Annotated in this window: 22 protein-coding genes; 9 read left to right on the top strand and 13 right to left on the bottom strand. The window is 60.8% G+C overall.

Features of this window, described 5'->3' with window-relative positions; all coding sequences use genetic code 11:
• Nucleotides 1-257 precede the first annotated feature (257 nt).
• The 3 genes from bshC to EI293_RS04545 all read left to right on the top strand — a co-directional run bounded on the left by bshC (nt 258) and on the right by EI293_RS04545 (nt 3,509).
• A complete protein-coding gene (gene bshC, locus EI293_RS04555; protein WP_125435945.1) occupies nt 258-1,850 on the top strand; it encodes a bacillithiol biosynthesis cysteine-adding enzyme BshC in 1,593 nt (530 codons plus the stop codon).
• Between the two features lie 147 nt (nt 1,851-1,997).
• Nucleotides 1,998-2,840: a carboxypeptidase-like regulatory domain-containing protein gene (locus tag EI293_RS04550; RefSeq protein ID WP_170170239.1), complete on the top strand. Its 843-nt coding sequence runs from the start codon at nt 1,998-2,000 to the stop codon at nt 2,838-2,840.
• Between the two features lie 96 nt (nt 2,841-2,936).
• The gene (locus EI293_RS04545) at nt 2,937-3,509 is read left to right on the top strand and encodes a 5-formyltetrahydrofolate cyclo-ligase (protein ID WP_125435943.1); all 573 of its coding nucleotides are present in this window, start codon (nt 2,937-2,939) and stop codon (nt 3,507-3,509) included.
• On the opposite strand, the gene EI293_RS04540 is transcribed toward EI293_RS04545, so the two are convergent.
• A complete protein-coding gene (locus tag EI293_RS04540; protein WP_125435942.1) occupies nt 3,506-3,964 on the bottom strand; it encodes a hypothetical protein in 459 nt (152 codons plus the stop codon). The genes EI293_RS04545 and EI293_RS04540 overlap by 4 nt on opposite strands.
• Nucleotides 3,965-4,105: 141 nt before the next feature.
• Here EI293_RS04540 and EI293_RS04535 point away from each other — a divergent pair, with 141 nt between their 5' ends.
• Nucleotides 4,106-4,612 (top strand): ExbD/TolR family protein, encoded by a 507-nt coding sequence (locus EI293_RS04535; RefSeq protein WP_125435941.1) that lies wholly within the window; start codon nt 4,106-4,108, stop codon nt 4,610-4,612.
• A gap of 321 nt (nt 4,613-4,933) precedes the next feature.
• Here the strand turns inward: EI293_RS04535 and EI293_RS04530 are convergent, their stop codons facing one another.
• From EI293_RS04530 to mnmD, 4 genes are all read right to left on the bottom strand, one after another.
• The gene (locus EI293_RS04530) at nt 4,934-5,497 is read right to left on the bottom strand and encodes a GDYXXLXY domain-containing protein (RefSeq protein WP_125435940.1); all 564 of its coding nucleotides are present in this window, start codon (nt 5,495-5,497) and stop codon (nt 4,934-4,936) included.
• Complete coding sequence (locus EI293_RS04525) at nt 5,494-6,711, bottom strand: DUF2157 domain-containing protein (RefSeq protein ID WP_125435939.1); 1,218 nt, start codon at nt 6,709-6,711, stop codon at nt 5,494-5,496. The genes EI293_RS04530 and EI293_RS04525 overlap by 4 nt, the downstream gene beginning before the upstream one ends.
• Before the next feature lie 81 nt (nt 6,712-6,792).
• The gene (locus tag EI293_RS04520; protein ID WP_125435938.1) at nt 6,793-7,383 is read right to left on the bottom strand and encodes a hypothetical protein; all 591 of its coding nucleotides are present in this window, start codon (nt 7,381-7,383) and stop codon (nt 6,793-6,795) included.
• A gap of 57 nt (nt 7,384-7,440) precedes the next feature.
• Nucleotides 7,441-8,178 (bottom strand): tRNA (5-methylaminomethyl-2-thiouridine)(34)-methyltransferase MnmD, encoded by a 738-nt coding sequence (gene mnmD, locus EI293_RS04515; protein WP_246010525.1) that lies wholly within the window; start codon nt 8,176-8,178, stop codon nt 7,441-7,443.
• 93 nt (nt 8,179-8,271) lie between these two features.
• Here mnmD and EI293_RS04510 point away from each other — a divergent pair, with 93 nt between their 5' ends.
• Nucleotides 8,272-8,703 (top strand): thioesterase family protein, encoded by a 432-nt coding sequence (locus tag EI293_RS04510; RefSeq protein ID WP_125435937.1) that lies wholly within the window; start codon nt 8,272-8,274, stop codon nt 8,701-8,703.
• A 106-nt stretch (nt 8,704-8,809) separates the two neighbouring features.
• Nucleotides 8,810-9,883: a 23S rRNA (adenine(2503)-C(2))-methyltransferase RlmN gene (rlmN, locus tag EI293_RS04505; RefSeq protein ID WP_170170266.1), complete on the top strand. Its 1,074-nt coding sequence runs from the start codon at nt 8,810-8,812 to the stop codon at nt 9,881-9,883.
• Between the two features lie 77 nt (nt 9,884-9,960).
• On the opposite strand, the gene EI293_RS04500 is transcribed toward rlmN, so the two are convergent.
• Nucleotides 9,961-10,665 (bottom strand): hypothetical protein, encoded by a 705-nt coding sequence (locus EI293_RS04500; RefSeq protein ID WP_125435935.1) that lies wholly within the window; start codon nt 10,663-10,665, stop codon nt 9,961-9,963.
• A 133-nt stretch (nt 10,666-10,798) separates the two neighbouring features.
• Entirely contained in the window at nt 10,799-11,767 is a 969-nt protein-coding gene (locus EI293_RS04495) for a YihY/virulence factor BrkB family protein (protein WP_125435934.1), read from the bottom strand.
• Between the two features lie 159 nt (nt 11,768-11,926).
• Between EI293_RS04495 and EI293_RS04490 the strand changes: the two genes are divergently transcribed.
• Nucleotides 11,927-12,721 (top strand): DUF6503 family protein, encoded by a 795-nt coding sequence (locus EI293_RS04490; protein ID WP_125435933.1) that lies wholly within the window; start codon nt 11,927-11,929, stop codon nt 12,719-12,721.
• A 102-nt stretch (nt 12,722-12,823) separates the two neighbouring features.
• Here EI293_RS04490 and EI293_RS04485 read toward each other — a convergent pair whose 3' ends face one another.
• From EI293_RS04485 to EI293_RS04475, 3 genes are all read right to left on the bottom strand, one after another.
• A complete protein-coding gene (locus EI293_RS04485) occupies nt 12,824-13,555 on the bottom strand; it encodes a DUF3891 family protein (protein WP_125435932.1) in 732 nt (243 codons plus the stop codon).
• A 155-nt stretch (nt 13,556-13,710) separates the two neighbouring features.
• Nucleotides 13,711-15,237, bottom strand: coding sequence for an ArnT family glycosyltransferase (locus tag EI293_RS04480; RefSeq protein ID WP_125435931.1), 1,527 nt, complete (start codon nt 15,235-15,237; stop codon nt 13,711-13,713).
• 168 nt (nt 15,238-15,405) lie between these two features.
• Nucleotides 15,406-16,395, bottom strand: coding sequence for an NAD-dependent epimerase/dehydratase family protein (locus EI293_RS04475; RefSeq protein ID WP_125435930.1), 990 nt, complete (start codon nt 16,393-16,395; stop codon nt 15,406-15,408).
• Between the two features lie 464 nt (nt 16,396-16,859).
• Here EI293_RS04475 and EI293_RS04470 point away from each other — a divergent pair, with 464 nt between their 5' ends.
• Nucleotides 16,860-17,954 (top strand): patatin-like phospholipase family protein, encoded by a 1,095-nt coding sequence (locus EI293_RS04470; protein ID WP_170170238.1) that lies wholly within the window; start codon nt 16,860-16,862, stop codon nt 17,952-17,954.
• Between the two features lie 259 nt (nt 17,955-18,213).
• Complete coding sequence (kbl, locus tag EI293_RS04465; protein WP_125435928.1) at nt 18,214-19,410, top strand: glycine C-acetyltransferase; 1,197 nt, start codon at nt 18,214-18,216, stop codon at nt 19,408-19,410.
• A 177-nt stretch (nt 19,411-19,587) separates the two neighbouring features.
• On the opposite strand, the gene EI293_RS04460 is transcribed toward kbl, so the two are convergent.
• The 3 genes from EI293_RS04460 to folP form a co-directional block, all read right to left on the bottom strand.
• Nucleotides 19,588-20,604 (bottom strand): hypothetical protein, encoded by a 1,017-nt coding sequence (locus EI293_RS04460; protein WP_125435927.1) that lies wholly within the window; start codon nt 20,602-20,604, stop codon nt 19,588-19,590.
• 390 nt (nt 20,605-20,994) lie between these two features.
• On the bottom strand, nt 20,995-21,837 hold the full coding sequence (cdaA, locus tag EI293_RS04455; RefSeq protein WP_125435926.1) for a diadenylate cyclase CdaA: 843 nt from the start codon (nt 21,835-21,837) through the stop codon (nt 20,995-20,997).
• On the bottom strand, nt 21,834-22,715 hold the full coding sequence (folP, locus tag EI293_RS04450; protein ID WP_125435925.1) for a dihydropteroate synthase: 882 nt from the start codon (nt 22,713-22,715) through the stop codon (nt 21,834-21,836). Before folP ends, cdaA begins: the two co-directional genes overlap by 4 nt.
• Nucleotides 22,716-22,782: the final 67 nt, after the last annotated feature.

The following is a 22,782-nucleotide window of genomic DNA, read 5'->3' as shown; positions in this document are numbered from 1 at the left end:
ATTTCCCAGGGCTGAAGCCCTGGGCTATGCAGCGTTCCGGTTGGCACGCTTCGTAGCTCAGGGCTTCGGCCCTGGGTTGTTTTTGGGCGGGTTGATGGCTGATTAATACCCTGTTCCGCCCGGTACGCTGCGTAGCCCAGGGCTTCAGCCCTGGGACAGTTGGGGCCGCGTTTGAAGACGACTCTGGGACCATCCCAAAAAATACCCAGTTACTTTGTGGCCGCTGGCCGGTTATAGCCCGATTATCCTCCTCTCGTATGTCCGTCACGACTCTTGCGTACGCCGAAACCGGCGCGTTTTCCTCTTTGCTCACCGATTATCTGGCCCAGGCGGAAGCGTTGCAGCCGTTTTATCACCGCTTCCCCACGCTGGCCGCTTTTGAAGAGCAGATCCGGGAGAAGCAGGCCCAGTACACGCCCGAGGCCCGGCAGCGGCTGACTGAGGAACTGCGCCGGCAGTACGCCACCCTGCCTACAGTGAACCCGGCCGTGCAGGCTAATCTGGAGCTGCTGGATAAGGACACGACGTTCACCATCACCACTGGCCACCAGCTCAATCTGCTGACGGGGCCGCTGTACTTCATCTACAAGATTGTAACGGCCGTGAAGCTGGCCCGCCAGCTGAAGCAGCAGTACCCGCAGTACGATTTCGTGCCGGTGTACTGGATGGCCACGGAGGACCACGATTTCGCCGAAATCAACCACCTGAACCTGTTCGGCAAAAAGTACGAGTGGAACGCCGCCGACCAGGGCGGCCCCGTAGGCCGGCTACCGCTAGGTGGCCTGAAAGAGGAGCTGCTCGACCAGCTGCCCGCCGATGTGCCGGCGCTGTTCCGGGAGGCCTATGAGCAGTCGGGCACGCTAGCCGAGGCCACCCGCCGCCTTACGCACGACCTGTTTGGCGAGTATGGACTGGTGAGTCTGGATGCCGACGCATCGGCGCTGAAGCAGGCACTGGTGCCGGTGCTGGAGCAGGAAATCCAGTCCCAGGCCTCCAACAACGCGGTGCAGGCGGCCAATGCCCGCCTCGAAGCCGCCGGCTACAAGCCCCAGGTGTACTCGCGCGCCCTCAACCTGTTCTTCCTCACCGACGGCGGCAAGCGGGAGCGGCTGGAGTACGACGCGGCCCAGGACTGTGTGCAGATTACGGTGCGCAACACCGGCCACTGCCACACCCAGGCCGAGCTGCTGGCGCTGGCCCAGGAGCACCCCGAGCAGTTCAGCCCCAACGTGGTGCTGCGGCCGCTGTATCAGGAGCTGCTGCTGCCTAACCTATGCTACATCGGCGGCGGGGCCGAGGTGGCCTACTGGTTCCAGCTCAAAGGCGTGTTCGACCAGAACCAGGTGCCGTTTCCGGTGCTGCTGCCGCGCAACTCGGCGCAGTTCATCAGCAAGGCCAACGCCGGCAAGCTGCGCAAGCTCAGCCTGACGTCGCTGGATATTTTCCGGCCGCTGCCGGAGCTGAAGAAGCAGGTGGGCGCTATGCTGGGGCAGGAAGAAGTGAGCCTGCAGGAGCAACAACAGCAGCTGGCCGCCGCCTTCCGGCAGGTAACCGAACTGGCCCAGCGCCTCGACCCGACATTGGTAAAAACCGTGGCCGCCGAGCAGCAGAAGGTATCCGGCATTGTAGCAGGCTTGGAAAAGCGCCTCAGCAAAGCCGCCGAAGCCAAGCACGAAACTGCTTACACCCAGCTCACGGCCCTCAAGGATAAGCTGATGCCCAACGGCCACCTGCAGGAGCGGGAGGATAACGTACTCAGCATTCTCATCAACAACCCCGGCTTTATCAACCAGCTGCTGGATGCCTTCGACCCGCTGGCGCTGGAGTTTACGGTGCTGGAGGAGGAGTAGGAAACATTAGCTGACAACCATCGGCCATTGGCAGGACTCTGGGGGAGAGTTGTTCTACTCTTCTCCAACTCCTTATTCCCGATGGTGGCTATCCGACTTCTTCGTTTTTCTGGTTCCTGGCTGCGGACAGCAGTTGGTAGCCTATTGGTGGCGCTATTGCCTATGGTGGCCATTGGCCAGACGTTGACCGGCTCCATTACCGCCGGCCCCGCGGCCGGCCCGGTGCCGTATGCTAACCTGGGTATTCCGGGCAAAAGCGTGGGCACCGTAACCGACGAACATGGCCGCTACCAGTTGGCCTACTCGTCGGCTAATCTAACGGATACCGTGTATGTTTCCAGCCTGGGCTACCGGCCGCAGCGGGTAGTGTTGCGGGAGCTGGTGGCGCAGCCCAACCGCACGCTGGTGCCCGTGGCCGTTCCGCTGGCCGATGTGCGGGTGCAGGGAGCGGGGCTATACAAACGCCGCCGGACGCTGGGCTGCACCAGCACCTCGCATTCCATCATCTCCAAGCTCAAAGCTGAGCACCTGGGAGCCGAGATAGGCATGGTCGTCTGCCTCAAACACCAGCCCTCCAAGCTGCTGACCGCTCATTTTAACGTGCTCTACGATCAGCCCGACACCTTGCGGTTTCGCGTAAACCTGTACCGGCTGCTGCCCGATGGGCGGCCGTCGGGGGAGAAGCTGCTCACCCGCAACCTGCTGGTGAGCACGGCTGACCGAACCGGCCCCAGCGCCCCGCTGACCGTGGACCTGACCACCGATCAGCTGATAATGGACGAGGATTTCCTGCTGACGCTGGAGTGGATTAGCGGCGGGGAGGTGGAGCAGGTAAGTAAAAGTCTGGCCTTTTCCAGCGCTCTGGGTTACGGCAAAGGCGACCTGTACTTCCGCAAAACCAGCCAGGATTCCTGGGAAAAACCTTCCCTCGGAGCCAGGCTGGCTGGTATGCAGCCAAAAGTGGGCTTCTACGTGACGGCGCTGGATTAGCAGTTTCAGTTAAAAGAAACCAGCCGAAAAGCGTGCCCTGCTGTTTGGATTAGGTGACGAAAAAATTAGCGTAATCCGTTTAATCCGCGAAAATCTGTGACCAAAGCCGACCTCCGCCGCGAAGCCCTGGCCCGCCGCCGCGCCCTGTCCGAAGCCGAAGTGGCGCACCGCAGTACCGCGCTGTGGCAGCAGCTACGGGCTGGGTTTCCGGTGGCGGAGTGGCAGTGGCTGCACCTGTTTCTGCCTATTCCGCAGCAGCATGAGCCCGATACCTGGCTGCTGATCCGGCAGCTGTGGGCGAAGCAGCCGCACCTGCAGCTGGCCGTGCCGGTAGTACAGGCCGACGGCCACACGCTGCGCCACTTCCATCTCACGTCCGAAACCCAGCTCATGAACAACAAGTGGGCCATTCCGGAGCCGGTGAGGGCCGCCGAAGTAGCGCCTTTGCAGCTGGATGCCGTGCTGGTTCCGTTGCTGGCCTTCGACGAAGCCGGCCACCGCGTGGGCTACGGTAAGGGTTTCTACGACCGGTTTCTAACGGAATGCCGGCCCGATGCGCTGCGGATTGGCGTGAGCCTGGAGCCACCGGTTGCGCGCATTACCGATGCCTGGGCCGGTGACGTGCCGCTGCACGCCTGCCTCACGCCGGAGCGGGTGTGGCGGTTTTAGGCGGAGGGCGGCCGGCGTGTAAGCAGTAGCAGCCGAACACTTGCCCACAGAACAACCAACAGCAAAAAGCCCTGTAGCCCCCAGAATATCCATCGCACATTGGCTAAAGGGTCAACGGATGTAGCTGGGCCGGGGGAAAGGGGCGGATAGACGGTAAAGCCAGTATCCATGAATGAGTTGAGCAGCAATACTTCCAGCAGCAAACCGCTTCCGGCCAGCAGCCCGAGCAGCAGCTTACTTTCTCTGGCCCGCTGCTTCAGGCTATTGGCGGCCAGCACCAGCAGTACCACAAGGACCAGCAGCCAGAGTTGCCCGGCATAACTCCCCACCACCACGAAGGTGTTGTGCAGCTGAATATCGAGGGTGGCCTGTAGCGCCATCTTCCCCAGGAGCAGCCCGAGCAGCAAAGCCCACACCAGCAGGCTGAGACAAAGAAGCGAAAGGAGTTTGCGCATAAAAGCCGGAAGATGGGACTGCGGGCCGGGATGAAACAGGAAACGAGTGCAAGAATACCTGGCGGTTCGGTAGATACAATACCCAACCACGGTATAGCGTTGCCTGAATACAACCGTACTCACCTAACCCCCAGCACCGTTATGGCCAACCTTCAGACTGCTGCTCCCGCCGCGAAAGGCTCCAAGCCCCGCGCCAAAAAACACGCTTTCCACCTCGACATGACGCCGATGGTGGATCTGGCGTTTCTGCTGCTCACCTTTTTCATGCTGACGACCACCTTCAGCAAGCCCACGGTAATGGAAGTGGCCCTGCCGGCCAAGGGCTCCGAAACCTCGGACGTGCCGGCCTCCAAGGCCCTGACGCTGCTGCTGGGCAAGGACAGCCGGATTCAGTACTTCTTCGGCGAAAACCCGGGCCGGAATATGGCGGCGGTACACACCACCACGTTCGGGGCCGAGGGGCTGCGTAAGCTGCTGCTGCAGTTCCGGCAGAAGGCGGGCGGCATGGTCATCATCAAGCCCACCGACGAAGCCTCTTACCAGAGCATGGTGGATGCTTTGGACGAAATGAACATCACCGACACCAAAAAATACGCGCTGGTTGATCTGGATCAGGCCGACCGAAACCTGCTGGCCAGCAACCGCTAAGCTGCCGGCTGCAAGCAAAACCGCCCGCTCCGGAGAATATTCGGGGCGGGCGGTTTATTATTTCTGGGGTGAACTGGCAGCGTCCGTATGACCGAGGGTCTGCGCGGAGCGAGCTTTTGCCGTTTTGCTATGAACGGTGGTTGGCTGAGTGGCTCGCCGCTGGGCGGCCAGTACCTCGCCAATAGAGGCTAGATTGGCTTTCTTCATGAAGCAGGGAAATAAAAGGATAAGACAACATGCAATAGGTAGGGTAGCGGCAAACGGAGCAAAACTTGCCAGCCAAGATAATGGAAATCGGTAAAATAAGGCGCAGCTTTTTGGTTAGCGGGCGGTGGTGTCCACGCGGGTAATGCGCGCCTGCCCCCAGGGCGCCAGGCTGACCTGCACGCGCAGGCTGCGCCGCTGGTGCAGGCTGCGGCTCATGGTTTCGGGCACGTAATACCGCTCCAGGCCGTAGCGCAGGCGCAGGCCGCGCCGCCATACATCCTGTACCGAGCCGCGCAGCACGGCTTGCCGGCCCGTGGTGGCGGGCCGCTCGGGATATACACCCACGGCCTCGTAGGTGCTATCGGGGTGGGGGCTGAGCAGCACGTAGGCGGCCTGCTTGCGACGAGGCGGCCGCGGGCCGCGCCACAGGCTGCCCGGCACCTCGCCAATCTGGTAGCGCAGGTTCAGGTAGTCACCGTAAAGCAGGTCGCGCGGGTCCACGGGCTGGGTCCGGAGCCAGATGCGCTGGCCCAGGGCCTCGGTGGCATAGCCGGCCGCCGCCACGCCCAGCACGAACAGCACCTGGGCCAGCACCAGCCATTGCAGCCAGCGGCGCCGCCGGGGCTCCGGCAAATCGGGCAAAGGAGCGGTGGGAACGGGAGGTAGCGGTACGCTCATGACTTGGGGGTAGAGGAAGCGAAGGTGCGGGCAGCCCGGCGGCGCAACAGCCAGCTCAGGCCAAACAGCAGCAAGCCGCCCAGCAGAAAAAACACCGACTTATCCATGAATCCCCAGGTCAGCTTGAAGTAGGCCACGGCCGTAGTCAGCACGAACAGCACGGTACCCAGCGTTACCCGATCCTGGTTTTGCTCCTGGTGCGCCCGCCATAATACGCTGCCCGAGTAGGCGTACAGCACCACCAGCGTAGCCACCGCCAGCAGCAAGCCGCCGGTAAAGTAGAAGCCCGGCAGCAGCAGCAGCCAGTCGGTGGTGCTGCCGAGGCGGCCCCGCCGTTGTTTGCCCCAGAGTGAGAGGGCCAGTACCGCCGCCAGCGCCGCCAGATACGGCACCAGCGGTGCCCGCAGCTGCCCGGCGTAAAAGTCCGACTCCCCAAACAGGGCCAGCCCCAGTGTAAACAGGAACGCCGCTACCAGCGGCGGCCCCTGCAGCGCGCGCCCCGCCGGGCGGTCGGGCTGCCAGTCACCGAAGGCGTAGACCAACATGGCCGGAATGAAAAACCAGGTGATTTTAACGTGCAAGTGGTTGATGAGCAGCGCCGACTGCCAGAGCAGGCCCGTGGCCAGCACCCCGCCCAGCAGCGCATCGGGCCGCCGCCACCAATAGTAGCCCAGTCCTAGCGCCGTGCCTACGGCCGTGAGGTAGCTGAAGGCGCCCATCTGCCCGGTGTTGTAGCCCTGCACGATGCCACTGATAACGGCCGTCATCAGAAACAGCAGGCGGCTGCGGTAGAGCCACGTCAGGCCCATGCCCGCTACGGCCCAGGCCAGCAGACCGGTCAGGTCGTAGCCGATAAGCTGGTAGAGCTGGCTGGTGAGCACAATACTGGCCCCGAACAGCAGGAGGCCCAGCGCAATCAGGCCCATGCCTAAGTTGAGGTTGCCGCGCCGCCGGAAATACTCGCCGCCCGCGTAGGCTCCGCACAAAGCGCCCAGCAGCAGCCCCAGCCGCACCAGCTCGGGCAGGCCCTGCCAGTTGGCTGCCACCACGCTCAGCGCGCTTAGGCCCACCAATAGGCTGCCCAGCAGCGGCAACAGGCCCACGGCAGCAGTATCGGTGGGATAGAGGGCCAGTAGCTGCCCCCGTTGTGTCTCCGTGATAATGCCCCGCTGCACCCAGTCCGGCCCCTCGGTTTCCAGTAGCTTCCTGCTCATAATGGGAGCAACTTACGCAGGAACCAAGGAAGTAAATATTCTATTATTCCGTGCAATACAGGTCTATTATCAAGTATTTGCTTAAGAGTCAATGTTCAATGTCAAAATTATACTGTCTTTATCCGTTCTATATACAGCGGCGTCTGTTAAAGATAAATCCTCAATATCATGCCCCCATATACCGTGTTTGCCATTTGTGTGATTTCTATTCAATAAAGTAGTTCTCTTTTTTAAAGGTGTAACCGGAATAGTAGTGCTGGCGGCTTCTTCGTCGTAAATTTTAAAATACAATGTACTGATGCTCTTAAGCAGTTCGGCTCTGGTAAAACCGTCTTTCGATGATATGATATAAGTTGAGGGAGTGGTAAGTGGATAATCTATAACCACGGATACCGTGCTGCTAGACAAAACAACCTCATTAGGATTGATAAGAAGCTTCAAAGTGCTATCAGGAGTTGCAATATCTGCCCATGGAACCACACCGTTTTTAAAGTCAATAGTGTCGCCATTCGTAGTAAACTGTATTTCTCCTATTGGTGTGCCATAATTTACCCTATTTTCAGCGTAATAATTTTCGATGTCAGGTATTGTTCCTTTATCAATGAGGTTTTCAGGAATAACCGATAAATCGTGTTGAGTGCTCTGGCAATTAGAGAGTAGAATGATGCCCAACAGTAGGAAAAGGAAGTGTTTGTAAGTTGAAAACATTGCTCCACATATGATGTAATACTACCCCAACTTCCAAGCGCGGGTCATTTCGCGCTTACCGGGTGGGCCGGGAATCTTTTCTACCTGCCAGCTAGCCGCCAGCAGGCTGCGCTTGAACGAACCCTTGGCGCAGTAGCTCACCAGGCAGCCGCCCGGGGCGGTGGCGTCATAAAGCTGTTGAAACACTTCGTCGGTCCACATATCGGGCTGCTTTTCGGGGGCGAAGGCGTCGAAGTAGATAACGTGGTAGGTATTGCCGGCTAACGGGGTCGTCTGTAGCTCACCGGCCATTTTCAGGAGCACAAACTGCGGCGTGAGGGCCACCGGCCGGCCCCAGGTAGAGGCGTGCAGCTGCTGTTGATAATCGAGCAGCTCGGGTTGGTGCAGGTAATTCTCGGTGCCCAGCTGCCCGATTACCTCCCAGGGCAGCGGAAACTTCTCGATGGTGTCATAGAAGATAGGACAGGGCGCGGTGAGGCTGCGCTCCAGCGTGAGCAATGCGTTCAGGCCGGTGCCAAAACCAATTTCCAGCACCCACACCGGCTCGGTAGCCGCTGCCAGCGCGTGTTCCAGACCGGCAGCCAGATAGACGTGACGGGCCTCCTGCAGCGCGCCGTGGGTACTGTGGTAATGCTCGTTGAGAGCAGGCACGAAAAGCGTACTGGAACCATCGGCAGTAGTACGCACTTCGACGTGGGGCATCGGAATCATAAACGGAAATAAAAGAGCCGTAACCAACAGCCCGGTGCCAGGCAGCATATCGGACACTGTAGCCCAATATACGCGTTTATGGGCGCAAAACCCGCGCGTGCCGCTGCCCCGGGACCGGACGTGTACGTATCTTGCCACCCTATGGCCCGCATCCGCATCGAGTTACCCGCGCACTACCTGCTCACCGTGGAGCTGCCCGTGCGCATCACCGACCTCAACTACGGCAACCACCTTGGCAACCACGCGCTGCTGGGGTTGCTGCACGAAGCCCGGGTGCAGCTGCTGCTGCACCTGGGCCACCCCGAATTCGACCCCGCTACCGGCCTGGGCCATATTATGGCCGATGTGGCCATCGAATACAAGAGCGAAGGATTTTACGGCGACACGCTCCGGATTCAGCTGGGTGCCACCGACCTGAGCAAGTACGGGTTCGATGTGGTGTATTGGGTGCACAACCAGGAAGGCCGCGAAATTGCCCGCGCCAAAACCGGCATGCTCTGCTTCGACTACAACACCCGTAAACTCCGGACCCTGCCGGAGGAATATGCCGCCCGCCTGCGGGGTGGTGAATAAAGCATTAGGTCAGTCAGCGGCACTTTTTTCATTCTCAGCGGGTTGAGGCACGTTCCCGGCCAGAAGCGTAGGGCTTCGGCGGCCGGTGTCGTATCTTTGCCCCATGATGATTGACTTGCCCGTAGTTTCCAAGCGCGATATTCGCAAACTCAGCCCCGACGAGCTCAAGGCCTTTATGGTGGAGCACGGCGAAAAGCCCTTCCGTGCCAAGCAGGTGAGCGAGTGGCTGTGGAAGAATACGGCCGGTACGTTTGAGGAAATGAACAACATCAGTCTTGCTACCCGCGAGCTGCTGGCGCGGCATTTCGTCATCAACGGCGTGACGGTGCAGAACCACCAGCTCAGCAACGACGGCACCATCAAATCGGCGTTCCGCCTGTACGATGGCAACATTGTGGAGGGTGTACTCATCCCGCACGATACGCGCATGACGGCCTGCATTTCGTCGCAGGTGGGTTGCTCCCTGACGTGCAAGTTCTGCGCTACCGGCTACATGGACCGTAAGCGCAACCTGGATGCCGCCGAAATCTACGACCAGGTGGTGCGCATCCGGGAGCAGTGCGAAAGCCAGTACGGCACGCCGCTCACCAACATCGTGTACATGGGCATGGGCGAGCCGCTGCTCAACTACGCCAACGTGGTGAAAAGCATTGAGCGCATCACCGCCCCCGACGGCCTGAACATGGCCCCGCGCCGCATCACCGTGAGCACCGCCGGCATTGCCAAGATGATCAAGAAGCTAGCCGACGACGGCGTGAAGGCCAACCTAGCCCTGAGCCTGCACGCGCCCAACGACACGAAGCGCAACGAAATCATGCCCATCAACGAGGCTAATTCGCTGGCTTCGCTCAAGGAAGCGCTCCAACATTATCACCAGGTGACGGGCCGCAAGGTGACCTATGAGTACATCGTGTTCGAGAGCTTCAACGACACGCTCCAGGACGCCGAGGAGCTGTTCCAGATTTCGAAGTGGATTCCCTGCAAGGTGAACCTCATCGAGTATAACCCCATCGAAAACGCCGACTACATCAACACGGCCGACGACAAGCTCACCGCTTTCCACAAGTACCTGGCCGACCGGGGCGTGCAAACTAACATCCGCCGCTCCAGGGGCAAGGACATTGATGCCGCCTGCGGGCAGTTGGCTGTAAAGCAGAAGCCCGAAGAAACCGCCGCGTAAGTACGCTGGCATAAAAGGAAAAAAGCCCCCGCAATGTCAGTTGTGGGGGCTTTTCTGTGGGTAGGCAAACAGACAGGTTACTTGCCTTTCAGATACTCATCAAGGCTGAACTGGAGCAGGTATACGGGGCATTCGTCCAGCATCAGCAGCACGATTTTCTGACCTGCCTGCTCCATGGTTTTGTTGTTCTGCAGTTCCTTGAAGCCGTAAAAATTGGCCACGGCTTCCATGTTGGCCAGAATGCTGCCCTGCATGGCAGTAGAAAAAGCCTCCTTGCGCTCAGCAGCCGGCCGAGCCGCCAACGGGCTTTTGGCATTTTCCGTGTCGAGGCGGTGGCAGATATCACGCGTTATGACTTGCAGCACGGGCTTCTCGGCTTCGGTCACCGCCAGCTTGCTACCCAGCCCGTCGCGCACGGCGCCCACCATCAGCTGCTGGCCGGCCGGGCACTGGCTGACCAAGGCCGTCACTACCTCCGTGCCCAGCTGCTCGCCGACTTTGCGCGTGTTGCCGCCTTTGCCGGTCGTCAGCAGCGCGTTCATTTCCTCCGCATGGGCCAGCAGCGACGTCTGCATCAACGACACCAGCAATGATTTGGCATCGGCGGCGGAAATATTGGTGAACGGCTTACGCTGCTGCTCCGCCTGCAGCCGCTCACAGAGGTCATTGGTCACCAATTGCACAAATTTTTGCTGCCCGCGTACGGAGTCGGCGAGGGTAGTGGCCCGGCCTGTGGTACACAAGGCCAGACAGGCAAATAGCAGAAGGATAGTGTGTTTCATATTGCTGCAAAACTACCGCAAAATCCTCAGCCCCGGCACGCTCTGAAAAGGAAAATACGGTGGCCGTTTATCAAAAAAACGCCCGGCTTTCCTGTGGGAGGAATGCCGGGCGTTATCAGTATCAGATGGCACCTTACGCCCGCCAGCGCCCTTCGGCGCGGGGGCGGCCGGTGGTAATTTCTTCCTTGCTTTCCCCCTCGGGCACTTCGCGGGTTTCAATGCGCACGGCGTGGGCTTTGGGCTGTACTTTCTGGCCGAAGGCATCGGCGAATTCCTGGGTAAACTCGGCCCCGAAGAAGATGATGAGGGCCGAATAGTTGACCCATACCAGCAGAATGATAGCCGAGCCCGCCGCCCCAAATGTGGAGCCGGGATTGGCCTGGGCAATGTAAAATGCAATCAGGTATTTGCCCAGCATGAACAGCAGGGCCGTGATGAAGGCCCCCACGCCTACGTCGCGCCACCGGATAATGGCATCGGGCAGGAAGCGGTAAATCAGGGCAAACAGCAGGGAGGTGATGAACAGCGAGAGACTGAAATCAATGAGCTTGAGCAGAACCACCGTAATTTCCGGCATCAGGCGCTGCAGATAATCGGTGAAGAAGGAGAGGGTGGCACTAATCACAAAGGAAATAAGCAGCAGCAGGGCCACGCTCAGAATCAGGCCGAACGAGAGGAGCCGGTCACGCACAAACTGCCAGATGCCGTTGCGGGGCTTCACCTTCAGGTTCCAGATGTCGTTGATGCTTTCCTGGAGGGTCACGAAAAAGGTGGTAGCCGCAAATATCAGCGTGCCAACGCCGATGACGGCCGCAAAGCCGCTACGCTCCTGCTTGTTGAATTCGTTGATGCTATCCTGCATGAATTTGGCCGCGTCGGGTCCTACCAGGCCCTTCATCTGGGCATATACTTGGCCGGTAATAGCTTCGGTGCCGAATATAGTGCTGGCCGTTGTGATAACGATAATCAGGAGTGGCGGCAGCGAGAAAATGGTGTAGTACGACAACGCCGCCGCGTGGCGCAGCGAGTTATTGACCATAAACTCGCTGGCCGTCAGCTTGAGGATGTTCACGATGTCGGAAAGCTTGTAATGGGTAGCCATAGGCGCGAGGGTCGGGGAAGGAAACGTTGCTGCTAGTACGGGCCGGGCGCGGGTGTCGTTCGGGGAAGTGAGCCAATTCCCGTTGCTTTGCGTAGAGGAACCCGTCCGTTGGCGGTTAGTACCGCACAGTCGGATTTCTGTTTTTTAGCTCCCATTTGTATGCGTTTTCTTCTTGTAGCCGCGCTGGCGGCTTTGCCCCTGGCCGGTTTCGGTCAAGCCTCCACTACCAAATCAGCCACCGTCAAAAAGGGCAGCTACCCGGCGGCTCAGGGCTTCGATGCGGCTGGTTCCGACGCCCGCGCCACGCAGCTGGCCGACAAGGTGATGCTGGCCATGGGCGGCTACCCGGCCTGGCAGCAAACTCGCCTGCTGGGCTGGGACTTTCTGGATGGCTCCTACCAGCTCTGGGATAAGCAAACCGGTGACTTCCGCTGGCAAAAAGACAGCACCGTGGCTGTGTACAACCTGCAAACCAAGCAGGGCAAAGCCTTCCGTAACGGCCGCGACATTTCCGCCACGCCCGACGGCGAGAAGCTGCTCAGCCGCATGTATCCCATCTGGGTGAACAACTCGTGGTGGCTGCTGATGCCGTTCAAGCTGAAGGATTCCGGCGTGACGCTGACCTACAAGGGTGCGGGTAAGTTCATGAACGGGCAGCCGGCCGAGGTGCTCAACATGACCTTCAAGAACGTAGGCGTGACGCCCGACAACAAATACGAGGTGCTCATCAACCCCAAAACCAACCTGCTGGAAGAATGGGCCTACTTCCCCAAAGCCACCGACGCCCAGCCCGCCTTCCGCCGCCGCTGGGTAGGCTACCAGCGGTACAACGGCATCATGCTGGCCACTGACCGCACCGATGGCAAAGACGGCCGCGGCCTGGGTCACATTTCAGCCTTCAGCAACGTGCCCGCCGGCGTGATGCAAAATCCCAAGCCGATAGCGAAGCTGTAGGCACTTCGGGTAACAGAACGTCATGCTGAGCGGAGCGAAGCATGACGTTCTGTTTTCAACAACCTCAGCACCCAGATTCTGCGCTCCGCCCGGAATGACAGCTTACCCTTTCGCCAGCTCCCAACGCAGGGTTTCGATGGGGGCTTCCCGCAAAGCGGCGGCCAGCTCGGCGTCATGCTTGAACTGGAGCTGGCGCAGTATCGAGGCCTCTACGCTCACAGCGACCTGCGGCTCGCGAAAGGGCCATGGCTGCACCTGCACGGGGCCGTCTTCGGTGGGGCGGCGTACCTCATGGCGGTGGCCGTCGGGACCGGTGTAGATTTCTAAGGCGCGGCCCATTTCGGGTAGCTCCTGGCGGCATAGAATCAGGCTCAGCCGGTCGCACCAATGCAACAGGGTGTAGGCTTGGTCGGCGTGGGCTTTGGTGAGGTGCAGAGCGCGCCGCCAGGTTTTCTGGCTGGCCAGTTGCTCATCCAGAAACGCATCAATTTCCGCTTTCTGGCCCCGCAGACACTCGTAGAGCGTACTTAGGTGCATGCTGGTGAGCAGGCTGCGCCAGCGCCCCTGGAACCGCGCCGCGCCCATCAGTCGGGTAGCCTGCTCCAGCGAAAATTCCTTCATGGTAAAGTTGGCCGGAGCCCCGGCGGGCGTAAGGCCATAGTGACCGGTCCAGTCGGCCTGCTCGTCGTCGTGCTGGGCGGCGGCGGCCAGCAGGCCCACCCACTGGTCGGTGGGTAGGAACGCGGGCCACTGGTGCAGCAGCTGGGCCGCCAGCAAGGCATGGGCCTGCTGGTAGATAATCTGCCAGCCGGCGGGCGTGTGGTTGACAATCATGGGGCTGAAAACGGAGCGGAGGTAACCTTCAGCCTACACAACGAGCCGCCGCGCCGCGGAGTTGAGCAAAACGCAGCGCTCCGCCTGAAACTACCGGCCGGGCGGGGCGCTGAAATAGTACCACCGACACGGTGCCCCGGCCCCGTTTGCGAATACTAGCGGGCTACGGCCGGAAACTCTACCACCCGGAAGCGGCCGGTTTTCTGTACTACCCGGCCGTTGTACTGCCGCAGACGCGGGTCGGTTACCAGTACGGAGTCATCGGTGTAAAGGAAGCGGGCCCCACGCTGCAGGCAGCGGCGCAGGTAAGGCTGGCCGGTAGAATCGGGGGCGAACAGCTCGTTGCGGTCAGAGAAGCCGAAGCCTTTTTTGTGCAGAAAATAGAAGTAGATGCAGCCGGACTCGTCGGGGCCAACCACGCACAGGGCCGAGTCGGGGGCGGCGGTTCGTAGCTGGTGGCGGGAGGCTTCGTAGTAAAACTCCGGGGCAATGTCGCGGGGGCCGCGCATCCAGCGCGGCGGGGCAATGCGCACGAAAGCCAGCACCGGCTGGGCCAGCAGCAACAGGGCCAGCAGAGGCCCCGCCCAGCGCCCGGGCTGCCGGTACAGCCAGCCCGCACCTACTACCGCCAGCAGCAGCAGAACCGGTACGTGGGGCAGCATGTAGTACTGGTGATAATCCATCTGGCGCAGCTCCAGCAGGTGGTACGCCACCAGAGCCAGCACCCACACCAGCACCGGCAGAAACCAGAAGTTGCGCCACTTCCGCTCTCGTACCAGCGCCACCAGACCTAGTAAAAGCAGCCCGAAGGAAGCAAAGTTGAGCAGCAGCTCCGGCGTATCCGACACCACGTTGTCCTTGAGAATATCCAGCGCCGTGGCCAAAGAAGTAGCCGAGCGCACTTCCAGCCCGAAATCAGTCAGGCCCGATGCCTTGATCAGGTGCAGCGCATACGCGTACCAGGCTACCGGCACGCCGACGGCTACCACGGCAAACACGGCTAGCCACCCCAGCCGCTTCAGGGCCAGCTGCCGCTGCACCAGGTCGCGAATGACCAGCACCGCAATGGGCACCCCCACAACCAAGTATTGCAGCTTGGTGAGGCCGCCCAGCATGGTAGCTAGTAAACTGATGGTAAAGTACATCGGCCGGGGCTCCCGGTACCATTTCAGGAAATACCACAGGCCCCAGAGCGACGCGCTGAGCGCCAGCACATCGGGCAGGGCATTAAGCGAATGATAGAACAACTCCGGGGACCAGGTCAGGCCCCAGGCGCCCACGGCGGCCAGCCACCGAGACCCCGTCAGTAGCTGCACCAAGCCGTGGAAAGCCACCATCCCCGCCATAAAAATCAGCCAGTTTACTACCCGGGGAATGGTTTCGTGGAAGCCGAAGGCCTTGTAGTTGAGGGCCACTACCCATTCGTAGGAAGGGAATTGCATGCCGGTCACGCCGTCGGAGTCGTTGCGTCGGTCTACGCGGGGGCGCAGGATGTTCATGTCCTCCTCGGCGAAATTGCGGGCCACGGCCATGGTGTTGCTCTGCCGCCACAGATGGACGCTGTTGGGCGGCTGCTGAAAAAACGGCAGGTGCAACACCAGATTCAATCCGATGAGCAACGGCCAGAACCAGCGGGGCTGCGCAAGGCGCAGCAGAGTAGTGTGCAGGCGGGTAGTGGGCATAGCAGGCAGCGGGCGGATAACGTAAGGGAGTAATGAGGTGCAGAAAAGCCCCGCCGTGGGGCGAGGCTTTCCGGGCAGCGAAGGTACGCAGCCTGAGTTCAGACGGAGGCAACAGGAGCAGGTAAGCGCCTTCTTCGCGTCATACCCTGCCCACGCGCAGCACCTGGGCTATTTCAGCACCACTGCTTCCTTCAGGTGCAGCAGCATGTCGTCGGTCATTTTATCGAGGGTGAACTGGGGCTGCCAGTTCCAGTCCTGGCGGGCCTGGGTATCGTCGATGCTGGCGGGCCAGGAGTCGGCAATCTGCTGGCGCTGGTCGGGCTTGTAGGTCACCTGGAAATCGGGGTAGTGGCGCTGGATGCTGGCCGTAATTTCCTTCGGGCTAAAGCTCATGGCACCCAGGTTGTAGCTGCTGCGCACTTTGATATTATCGGCGGGGGCGTGCATCAGGTCCAGGGTGGCCTTCAGCGCGTCGGGCATGTACATCATGGGGAGGTAGGTATCCTCGCTCAGGAAGCACTCGAAGTTCTCGCCGGCCACGGCCTTGTGGTAGATGTCCACGGCGTAGTCGGTGGTGCCGCCACCGGGCAGGCTCTTGTAGCCGATGAGGCCGGGGTAGCGCAGGCTGCGCACGTCCAGGCCGTGCTTGCGGAAGTACCACTCGCACCACTGCTCGCCGGCCAGCTTGCTGATGCCGTACACCGTGTTGGGGTTCATGATGGTAAGCTGGGGCGTGTTCTCCCGGGGCGTATCGGGGCCGAACACGGCAATGCTGCTGGGCCAGTACACCTGCTGCACGCCCAGGTCCACGGCCGCATCCAGCACATGAAACAGGCCATCCATGTTCAGCTGCCAGCCGAACTTGGGGTTCTTCTCGGCCGTGGCCGAGAGCAGCGCGGCCAAGTGGTACACCTGTTTGGGCTTGTATTGCCGCATCACGGCTTCCAGCCGGTTTTTATCCAGCACATCCAGCAGCTCAAAGGGGCCGGCCTGCTGCGTCTCGGCGTCCTGGGGGGCGCGTACGTCGGCGGCTACTACGTTGGAGGCGCCATACATCTGGCGCAGCTCGTGGGTCAGCTCCAGGCCCAGCTGGCCGCCGGCGCCGATAACGAGGATGGTGTCGCCGGGGGTGGCGGCGGGAGTGCTGGATGTTGCCATTCGGGGGGTGGAGGTGGGGAAATGGGTGGTAATAAGCTGTAAAGATACGGGCTGGCCGGGGTTTCGGAAGGAGGGAGTTTGGGGTAGCTGCTCCGGCCGGCGCGCTAGCCGGCCGTCGGCCAGGGTGGACTGCTGGCCCGCGCCTGCCCGCTACGGTCCGGTATCCGGCAGGAATACCATTCGTTGCTTCTGCGACGAGGGAAAGTGCTATCCACGTCCCAAAAATGGACGCGCTGACGTTCCGGAGGCTCGTGCTGACCTGGCAAAAGCTCGCGCTAAACTTCCGGAGGCCCGCGCCAACCTGGCAAACAGCCGCGCTGAGCTGGCAAAGGCCCGCGCCCACGTTCCGAAGGCTCGCGCCGGGCTGGCAAAGGCTCGCGCCGGGGTTTCGCAGGGAAAAGAGGTGGTCCTCTACGGCCCTGCGGTGGGCCGGCTGCAACTTCCCCGGTATCTTCGGGCTCCTGATGGCTACGTACTTCCCTACTTCGTTTATGCGCTACCTGTTCCTTTTATCCTGGCTGCTCGGCAGCCTGCCCGCGCTGGCCCAGCCGGCGGCCCGGCCCGTGTACCGCAACCTGGTGATGGAGGGCGGCGGCATCCGGGGCGTGGCCTACGGCGGGGCGCTGCTGGAGCTGGAGCGGCAGGGTGTGCTGGCGGGGCTGCAACGGGTGGGCGGCACCTCGGCCGGGGCCATTCAGGCGGCGCTGCTGGCCGTGGGCTACTCGCCCCAAGAGATAGTGGAGGTGGTCAACAACACACCCATTCAGCGCTTCAACGACGGCCGGTTTCTGTTTTTCGGGGGTAGCCACCGTCTCACCCGGCAGTTCGGCTGGTACCGGGGCGACGCTCTCACCGCGCACATCATGCAGCTGGTGGCCCGCAAAACCGGCAACCCTAACCTCACGCTTCAGGAGCTGCACCAGCTGGCCCAGCAGCAGCCCGGCCGCTACCTCGACCTCTACACCACCGGCACCAACCTCACCCAGCAGCGCGTGCAGGTGTTCAGCCACGAAACCAATCCCACCCTGCGCGTGGCCGATGCCGTACGCATCAGCATGAGCATTCCGCTCTACTTCCGGGCCGTGCTGCTCGATGCCCGCGGCAATGTCATTCAGGGCAAACCGCAGAAGGGCCAGCCCGTGCAGGTGCTGGTAGATGGCGGCCTGCTGGCCAACTACCCCGTGGAGCTGTTCGATTACCCGCGCTACCTGCCCACCCAGCTTTCCGCCTCCACCGCCCCCGACGCCGCCGGCCGCGTGTTCAACCCCGAAACCCTGGGCCTGCGCCTGGACCGGGCCGAGCAGATTGCCTGCGACACGCTGCCTACCGGCCGCCAGGAACTGGCCCCGTATGATATCAACGGCTTCGGCAGCTACATAGCGGCCCTCTACAACCTCACCGAGGAAACCCTCAACCCCACCCGCGCCCAGGATTGGAGCCGCACCGTCAGCATCAACACCGAAGGCTTCGCCCCCAAAATCAAGCGTATGCCCGACGCCGACAAGCAGCGCCTGATGGCCAGCGGCCGGCGTGGGGTGCAGGCGTTTTTCGGGCGGTGAGTTAGAAAGGTTTTTCTGAGAAGCTGTTTAAGTTGGAATAAGACGGTGTAGAGACGCAATATTTTGCGTCTCGTCGTTGCTGAATTTGCTAGTCTTGGCGCAAGCAGTTCAACGATGAGACGCAAAACATTGCGTCTCTACACCGTACTTGTACCTCAACCAGCTTACCTAAGTAAGGCCCCTCGCTCCGCTCAGGACGATGCGTGGTATCTTTGCCCAACCTCCCACTCACCAAGTCACTAACTCACCATTTCACCGCATGTACACCACCCTCCAGCCCGATCTTCAGCAGCAGCTTCAGGAAATCAAAGACGCCGGCCTCTACAAAAAGGAGCGGGTGATTACCTCGCCCCAGGGCGCCGAAATTGAAACCGCCGAGGCGGGCGAGGTGCTGAATTTTTGCGCCAACAACTACCTGGGCCTCTCCTCGCACCCCGAAGTCATCAAGGCTGCCAAAGAGGCCATCGACTCGCATGGCTACGGTTTGTCGTCGGTGCGCTTCATCTGCGGCACCCAGGATATCCACAAGCAGCTCGAAGCCAAGCTGGCCGAGTTTCTGGGCACCGAGGATACCATTCTGTACGCGGCAGCTTTTGATGCCAACGGCGGTGTGTTCGAGCCCTTGTTCAACGAGCAGGACGCCATCATCTCCGACGCCCTCAACCACGCTTCCATCATTGATGGGGTGCGTTTGTGCAAGGCCCAGCGCTACCGCTACGCCCACAACGACATGGAGGACCTGGAAAAGCAGCTCCAGGACGCCCACGCCAAAGGCAGCCGCCACCGCATCATCGTCACCGACGGCTCGTTCTCGATGGACGGCACCATCGCCCGCCTCGACGCCATCTGCGACTTGGCCGACAAGTACCAGGCCCTGGTGATGGTGGACGAGTGCCACAGCACCGGCTTCTTGGGCAAAACCGGCCGCGGCACCCACGAAATGCGGGGCGTCATGGGCCGCGTCGATATCATCACGGGCACGCTGGGCAAGGCGCTGGGCGGGGCCATGGGCGGCTTCACCACCGGCCGTAAGGAAATCATCGACATGCTGCGCCAGCGCAGCCGGCCGTACCTGTTCAGCAACACCCTCGCGCCCGCCATTGTGGGCGCCAGCCTGCGCGTGCTGGAGCTGCTCACCGAAAGCACCCAGCTCCGCGACCAGCTTGAGGAAAACACCACTTACTTCCGCGAGAAGATGACGGCCGCCGGCTTCGACATCAAGCCCGGGGAGCACCCCATCGTACCGGTCATGCTCTACGATGCCCGTCTGGCCCAGGAGTTTGCGGCCCAGATGCTGGAAAAAGGGATTTACGTGGTGGGTTTCTACTTCCCGGTAGTACCCAAGGGCCAGGCCCGCATCCGGGTGCAGCTGAGCGCCGCCCACACCCGCGCCCAGCTTGACAAAGCCATTGCCGCCTTCATCGAGGTAGGTACCGCGCTGGAAGTGCTGAAATAACTGCCAGAATAAGCAGCCCGAAGCTAGGCAGGTAGTGACAAAAACGCCGTGCCTGAAAAGGCCCACAAGAGAAAAGGCCCGCTCAGTAGCGGGCCTTTTCTCTTGTGGGCACCGGCGTACAGGTAGCCATCCGGATTCGGATGTGGCGCAAGTCACGGGCCTATGGTTACTGCCTGCTCAGGTTTGTTTTAGCTTATGCAGGTTGAATTTAAGGTCGCCGTACGCGGTGTCGGAAAGCAGTTGAATACGTTCCGCCAGTTGGGTGTGGTGGGGTTCCTGCTGGGCCAGCCATTTTACCTGCGCAAGTAAGTTGACTTTAAACAGGTCATACTCGCGGGTGATGGCCGTGTCCGTCAGGAACTCGAGCGTGTTTTCGAGAAAGGCATATATTCCTTGTTCGGCGTACGAAGCCTTCGCGTACATCCAGTTATAAATTACGGTTCTGTTGTACGTTTCGGCTTCCATCTCCAGCAGTAACTGCCGGAAGAAAAACGCGTGATAAAAGGCGTCTCCGTAACGGTCGTGGCTCATGTGCCGCATATTCTGCAGCGCGAGTTGACCAAACAGCTGGTTTAGGCAATTCTCCTGTAAGACGGGTACACTGTCAATGGGCACCCCGTTCCAGTCTTCGGTCAGCAGATCAGTGGCCTGGCCGGAATGCACGAAAATCAGGGCGTTTTTCAGGAGCCGATAGCCTGCCTCATACTCCTGGCTCCTGAATAGCACCGTCACGATGTTAAACAAGTGACCAATGCGCCAGTACAAAAAGGCCGGACATCCCTGGCGTTCAACTTCTGCGCTCAGCACGAACCCCTGACGAAGCACCTCAATGGCCTGTTCTCCCTCCTGGGCTTTGTAGTAATAATTGCTCCACGCCCCGTTGCGGGTTAGTGTTGCCAAGGCTTTGGCCGCCGCCGGGAGGTGCGCAAGTTGTGTATCGCAGTGCTGCAAATGGGTATAGGCCAACGGCAGCTGGCTGGCCCGGCATAGCTCCACCCCCTTAAAATAGTCGCGGCTCACCTGGCTCACCTGTTCCAGGCCTTCTGGTCCCGCATGGGTCTGCATTTGGTTGTTGATCAACGCAGCGTACAGCGTCTCCGGCTTCACAAAGGAGTCCCTGACGGCCATTGCGAGCTCTGTTGCGTGTAACTGATCGACAAAATCTGATAAGCAGGTATCGAGAATGTTGTTCATACTATGCGAGTTGTGAGACCAGGAATAACTATGCTGCCCGCTACCTTACCAGCAGCGTCATAAAACGAAACACCAGATTTATTTGCTTGCTGCCGCATTAATTCGACCAATTACCCCAGTGCATTTCGACTAAGTTGCGTCGGCTGTAGATGTATGAAAAGCCGGTACGTCATTTCCTTCAGCGTGTAGTCCAACTCCCGGAGGCACTCAGGATGGCTTGCTGGGTATGGGCTGTCATTGCGAGCGAAGCAGTTCTTGCTCAACATCCCGCATGAAGCGTTGACCTATTCAAAAGCCCTTACGCCATGGTGGCATAAGGGCTTTCTGCGTCTCGGGATGCTGTACTGCGGGTAGGATGGATTGCTTCGTTCCGCTCGCAATGACACGTTCTTACGCCGCCACTTCTGCTGCTGTAGCACCGGCGGCAGCGGCCGGTTTGGGCGCCGCGTCAAACAGGAACTCGTTGAGGCGGGCGCGCAGGTCGGCGGGGGCCAGGTTGCGGAAGACTTCACCGCCGCGCACCAGTGAAATCTGGCCGGTTTCCTCGCTCACCACCAATACCACGGCGTCCGTCACTTCCGTCAGGCCGATGGCGGCGCGGTGGCGCAGGCCCAGGGCCGCCGGCACGTCGGGGTTTTCGCTCACGGGCAGAATGCAGCGCGCGGCCTTGATGCGGCCGTTGGTGATGATAACCGCGCCGTCGTGCAAAGGACTGGTTTTGTTGAAGATGCTCAGCAGGAGCCGCTTGCTGACGGCCGCGTCGATCAGGTCGCCGGAGTCGGCAAAGAACTTGAGGTCGGAGGCCATGCTGAAGGCAATGAGCGCGCCGGTCTGCTTGCCCGCCAGGCTTTTGGCAGCCTCAATGAAGGGCGTGACGTTCATGCGCTCCTGCTCCTGCTCGCGCCGCCACGGAAACATGCGCATCCGGCTGCCGAAGGAAGTGGCCTTGCCCACGTTCAGCAAGAACCGCCGGATTTCCTGCTGAAACAGGATGATACCCGCCAGCACGCCTACGCTCATAAACTGGCCCAGAATGCTGGTGAGCAACTCCATACCGGCCGCTTTCACCACCAGGTAAAACAGGTATAAGGACATGAAGCCCAGAAACACCTTCAGCGCCACGCTGCCCGTCAGCAGCTTATACAGCTGATAAAACAGGGCCGTGACCAGTAGCACGTCCACGACGTCTATCCAGCCAATGCGCAGGAAGCCGATGGTGAAGGAGCCAATCACGGGGAAAGCGGGGAATAGGTGTTCGATACGAGCTGAATGGTTTGCACGGCCTCGGCCACGTCGTGTACGCGCAGCAGCCGCGCCCCGTTGAGCACGGCCAGCGTGTTCACGCTGATGGTGCCCGGCAGCGCGGCCTCAGGGGTGAGCCCCAGGTGTTTATATACCATGCTTTTGCGCGAGAGCCCCGCCAGCACCGGCAGGCCCAATATGTGCAGCTCCCGCAGCCGCCGCAGCAGCTCGTGGCCCTGGGCCGGGGTTTTGGCAAACCCGAAGCCAGGGTCCAGCACCACGTCGGTGACGCCGTGGCGGCGCAGCTCCGCGAGCTTCTCGCGGAAGTAGCGCACCAGCTCCAGCACCAAGTCGCCTTCGTAGTGGGTGAGCTGGGTCATGGTTTGGGGGGTGCCGCGCATGTGCATCAGAATGTAGGGCACGCCCAGCCGGCCGGCAGTGGGCAGCATTTCGGCATCGAGCTGGCCCCCGCTGATGTCGTTCAGGATATCGGCGCCGGCGGCTACGGCTTCGGCCGCCACCTCGGCCCGGAAGGTATCCACGGAAATAAAGGCCTCCGGAAAGGCCCGGCGTACGGCTGCCACGGCCGGCAGCAGCCGCTGCATTTCCTCCTCCGCCGAAATATGCTCGGCCCCGGGCCGGGAGGAGTAGCCGCCCAGGTCGAGCACGGCGGCCCCGGCCCGCAGCATCTGCTCGGCGCGACGCAGCAGGTCGTCTGCGGCGGCCACGCGGCTGCCCTGGTAGAACGAATCGGGGGTCAGATTCAGAATGCCCATCACCTGCGGACGGCGCAGATCCAGCACCCGGCCGCCGGGGCAGCGCAGCGTCAGCCTCGGGGAAAAGCACGTATCTTGCGGGGCCTGGAACATGGGAGTAAATAGTAGGAAAGGCGGTCATGTTTCGACTTCGCTCCGCTGCGCGAAGCATGGCGAAAAA

This window comes from Hymenobacter perfusus, assembly GCF_003944765.1.
GTDB lineage: Bacteria > Bacteroidota > Bacteroidia > Cytophagales > Hymenobacteraceae > Hymenobacter > Hymenobacter perfusus.
Note: the sequence above shows the minus strand (reverse complement) of the source record. Positions and strands in the feature narration are given on the sequence as shown.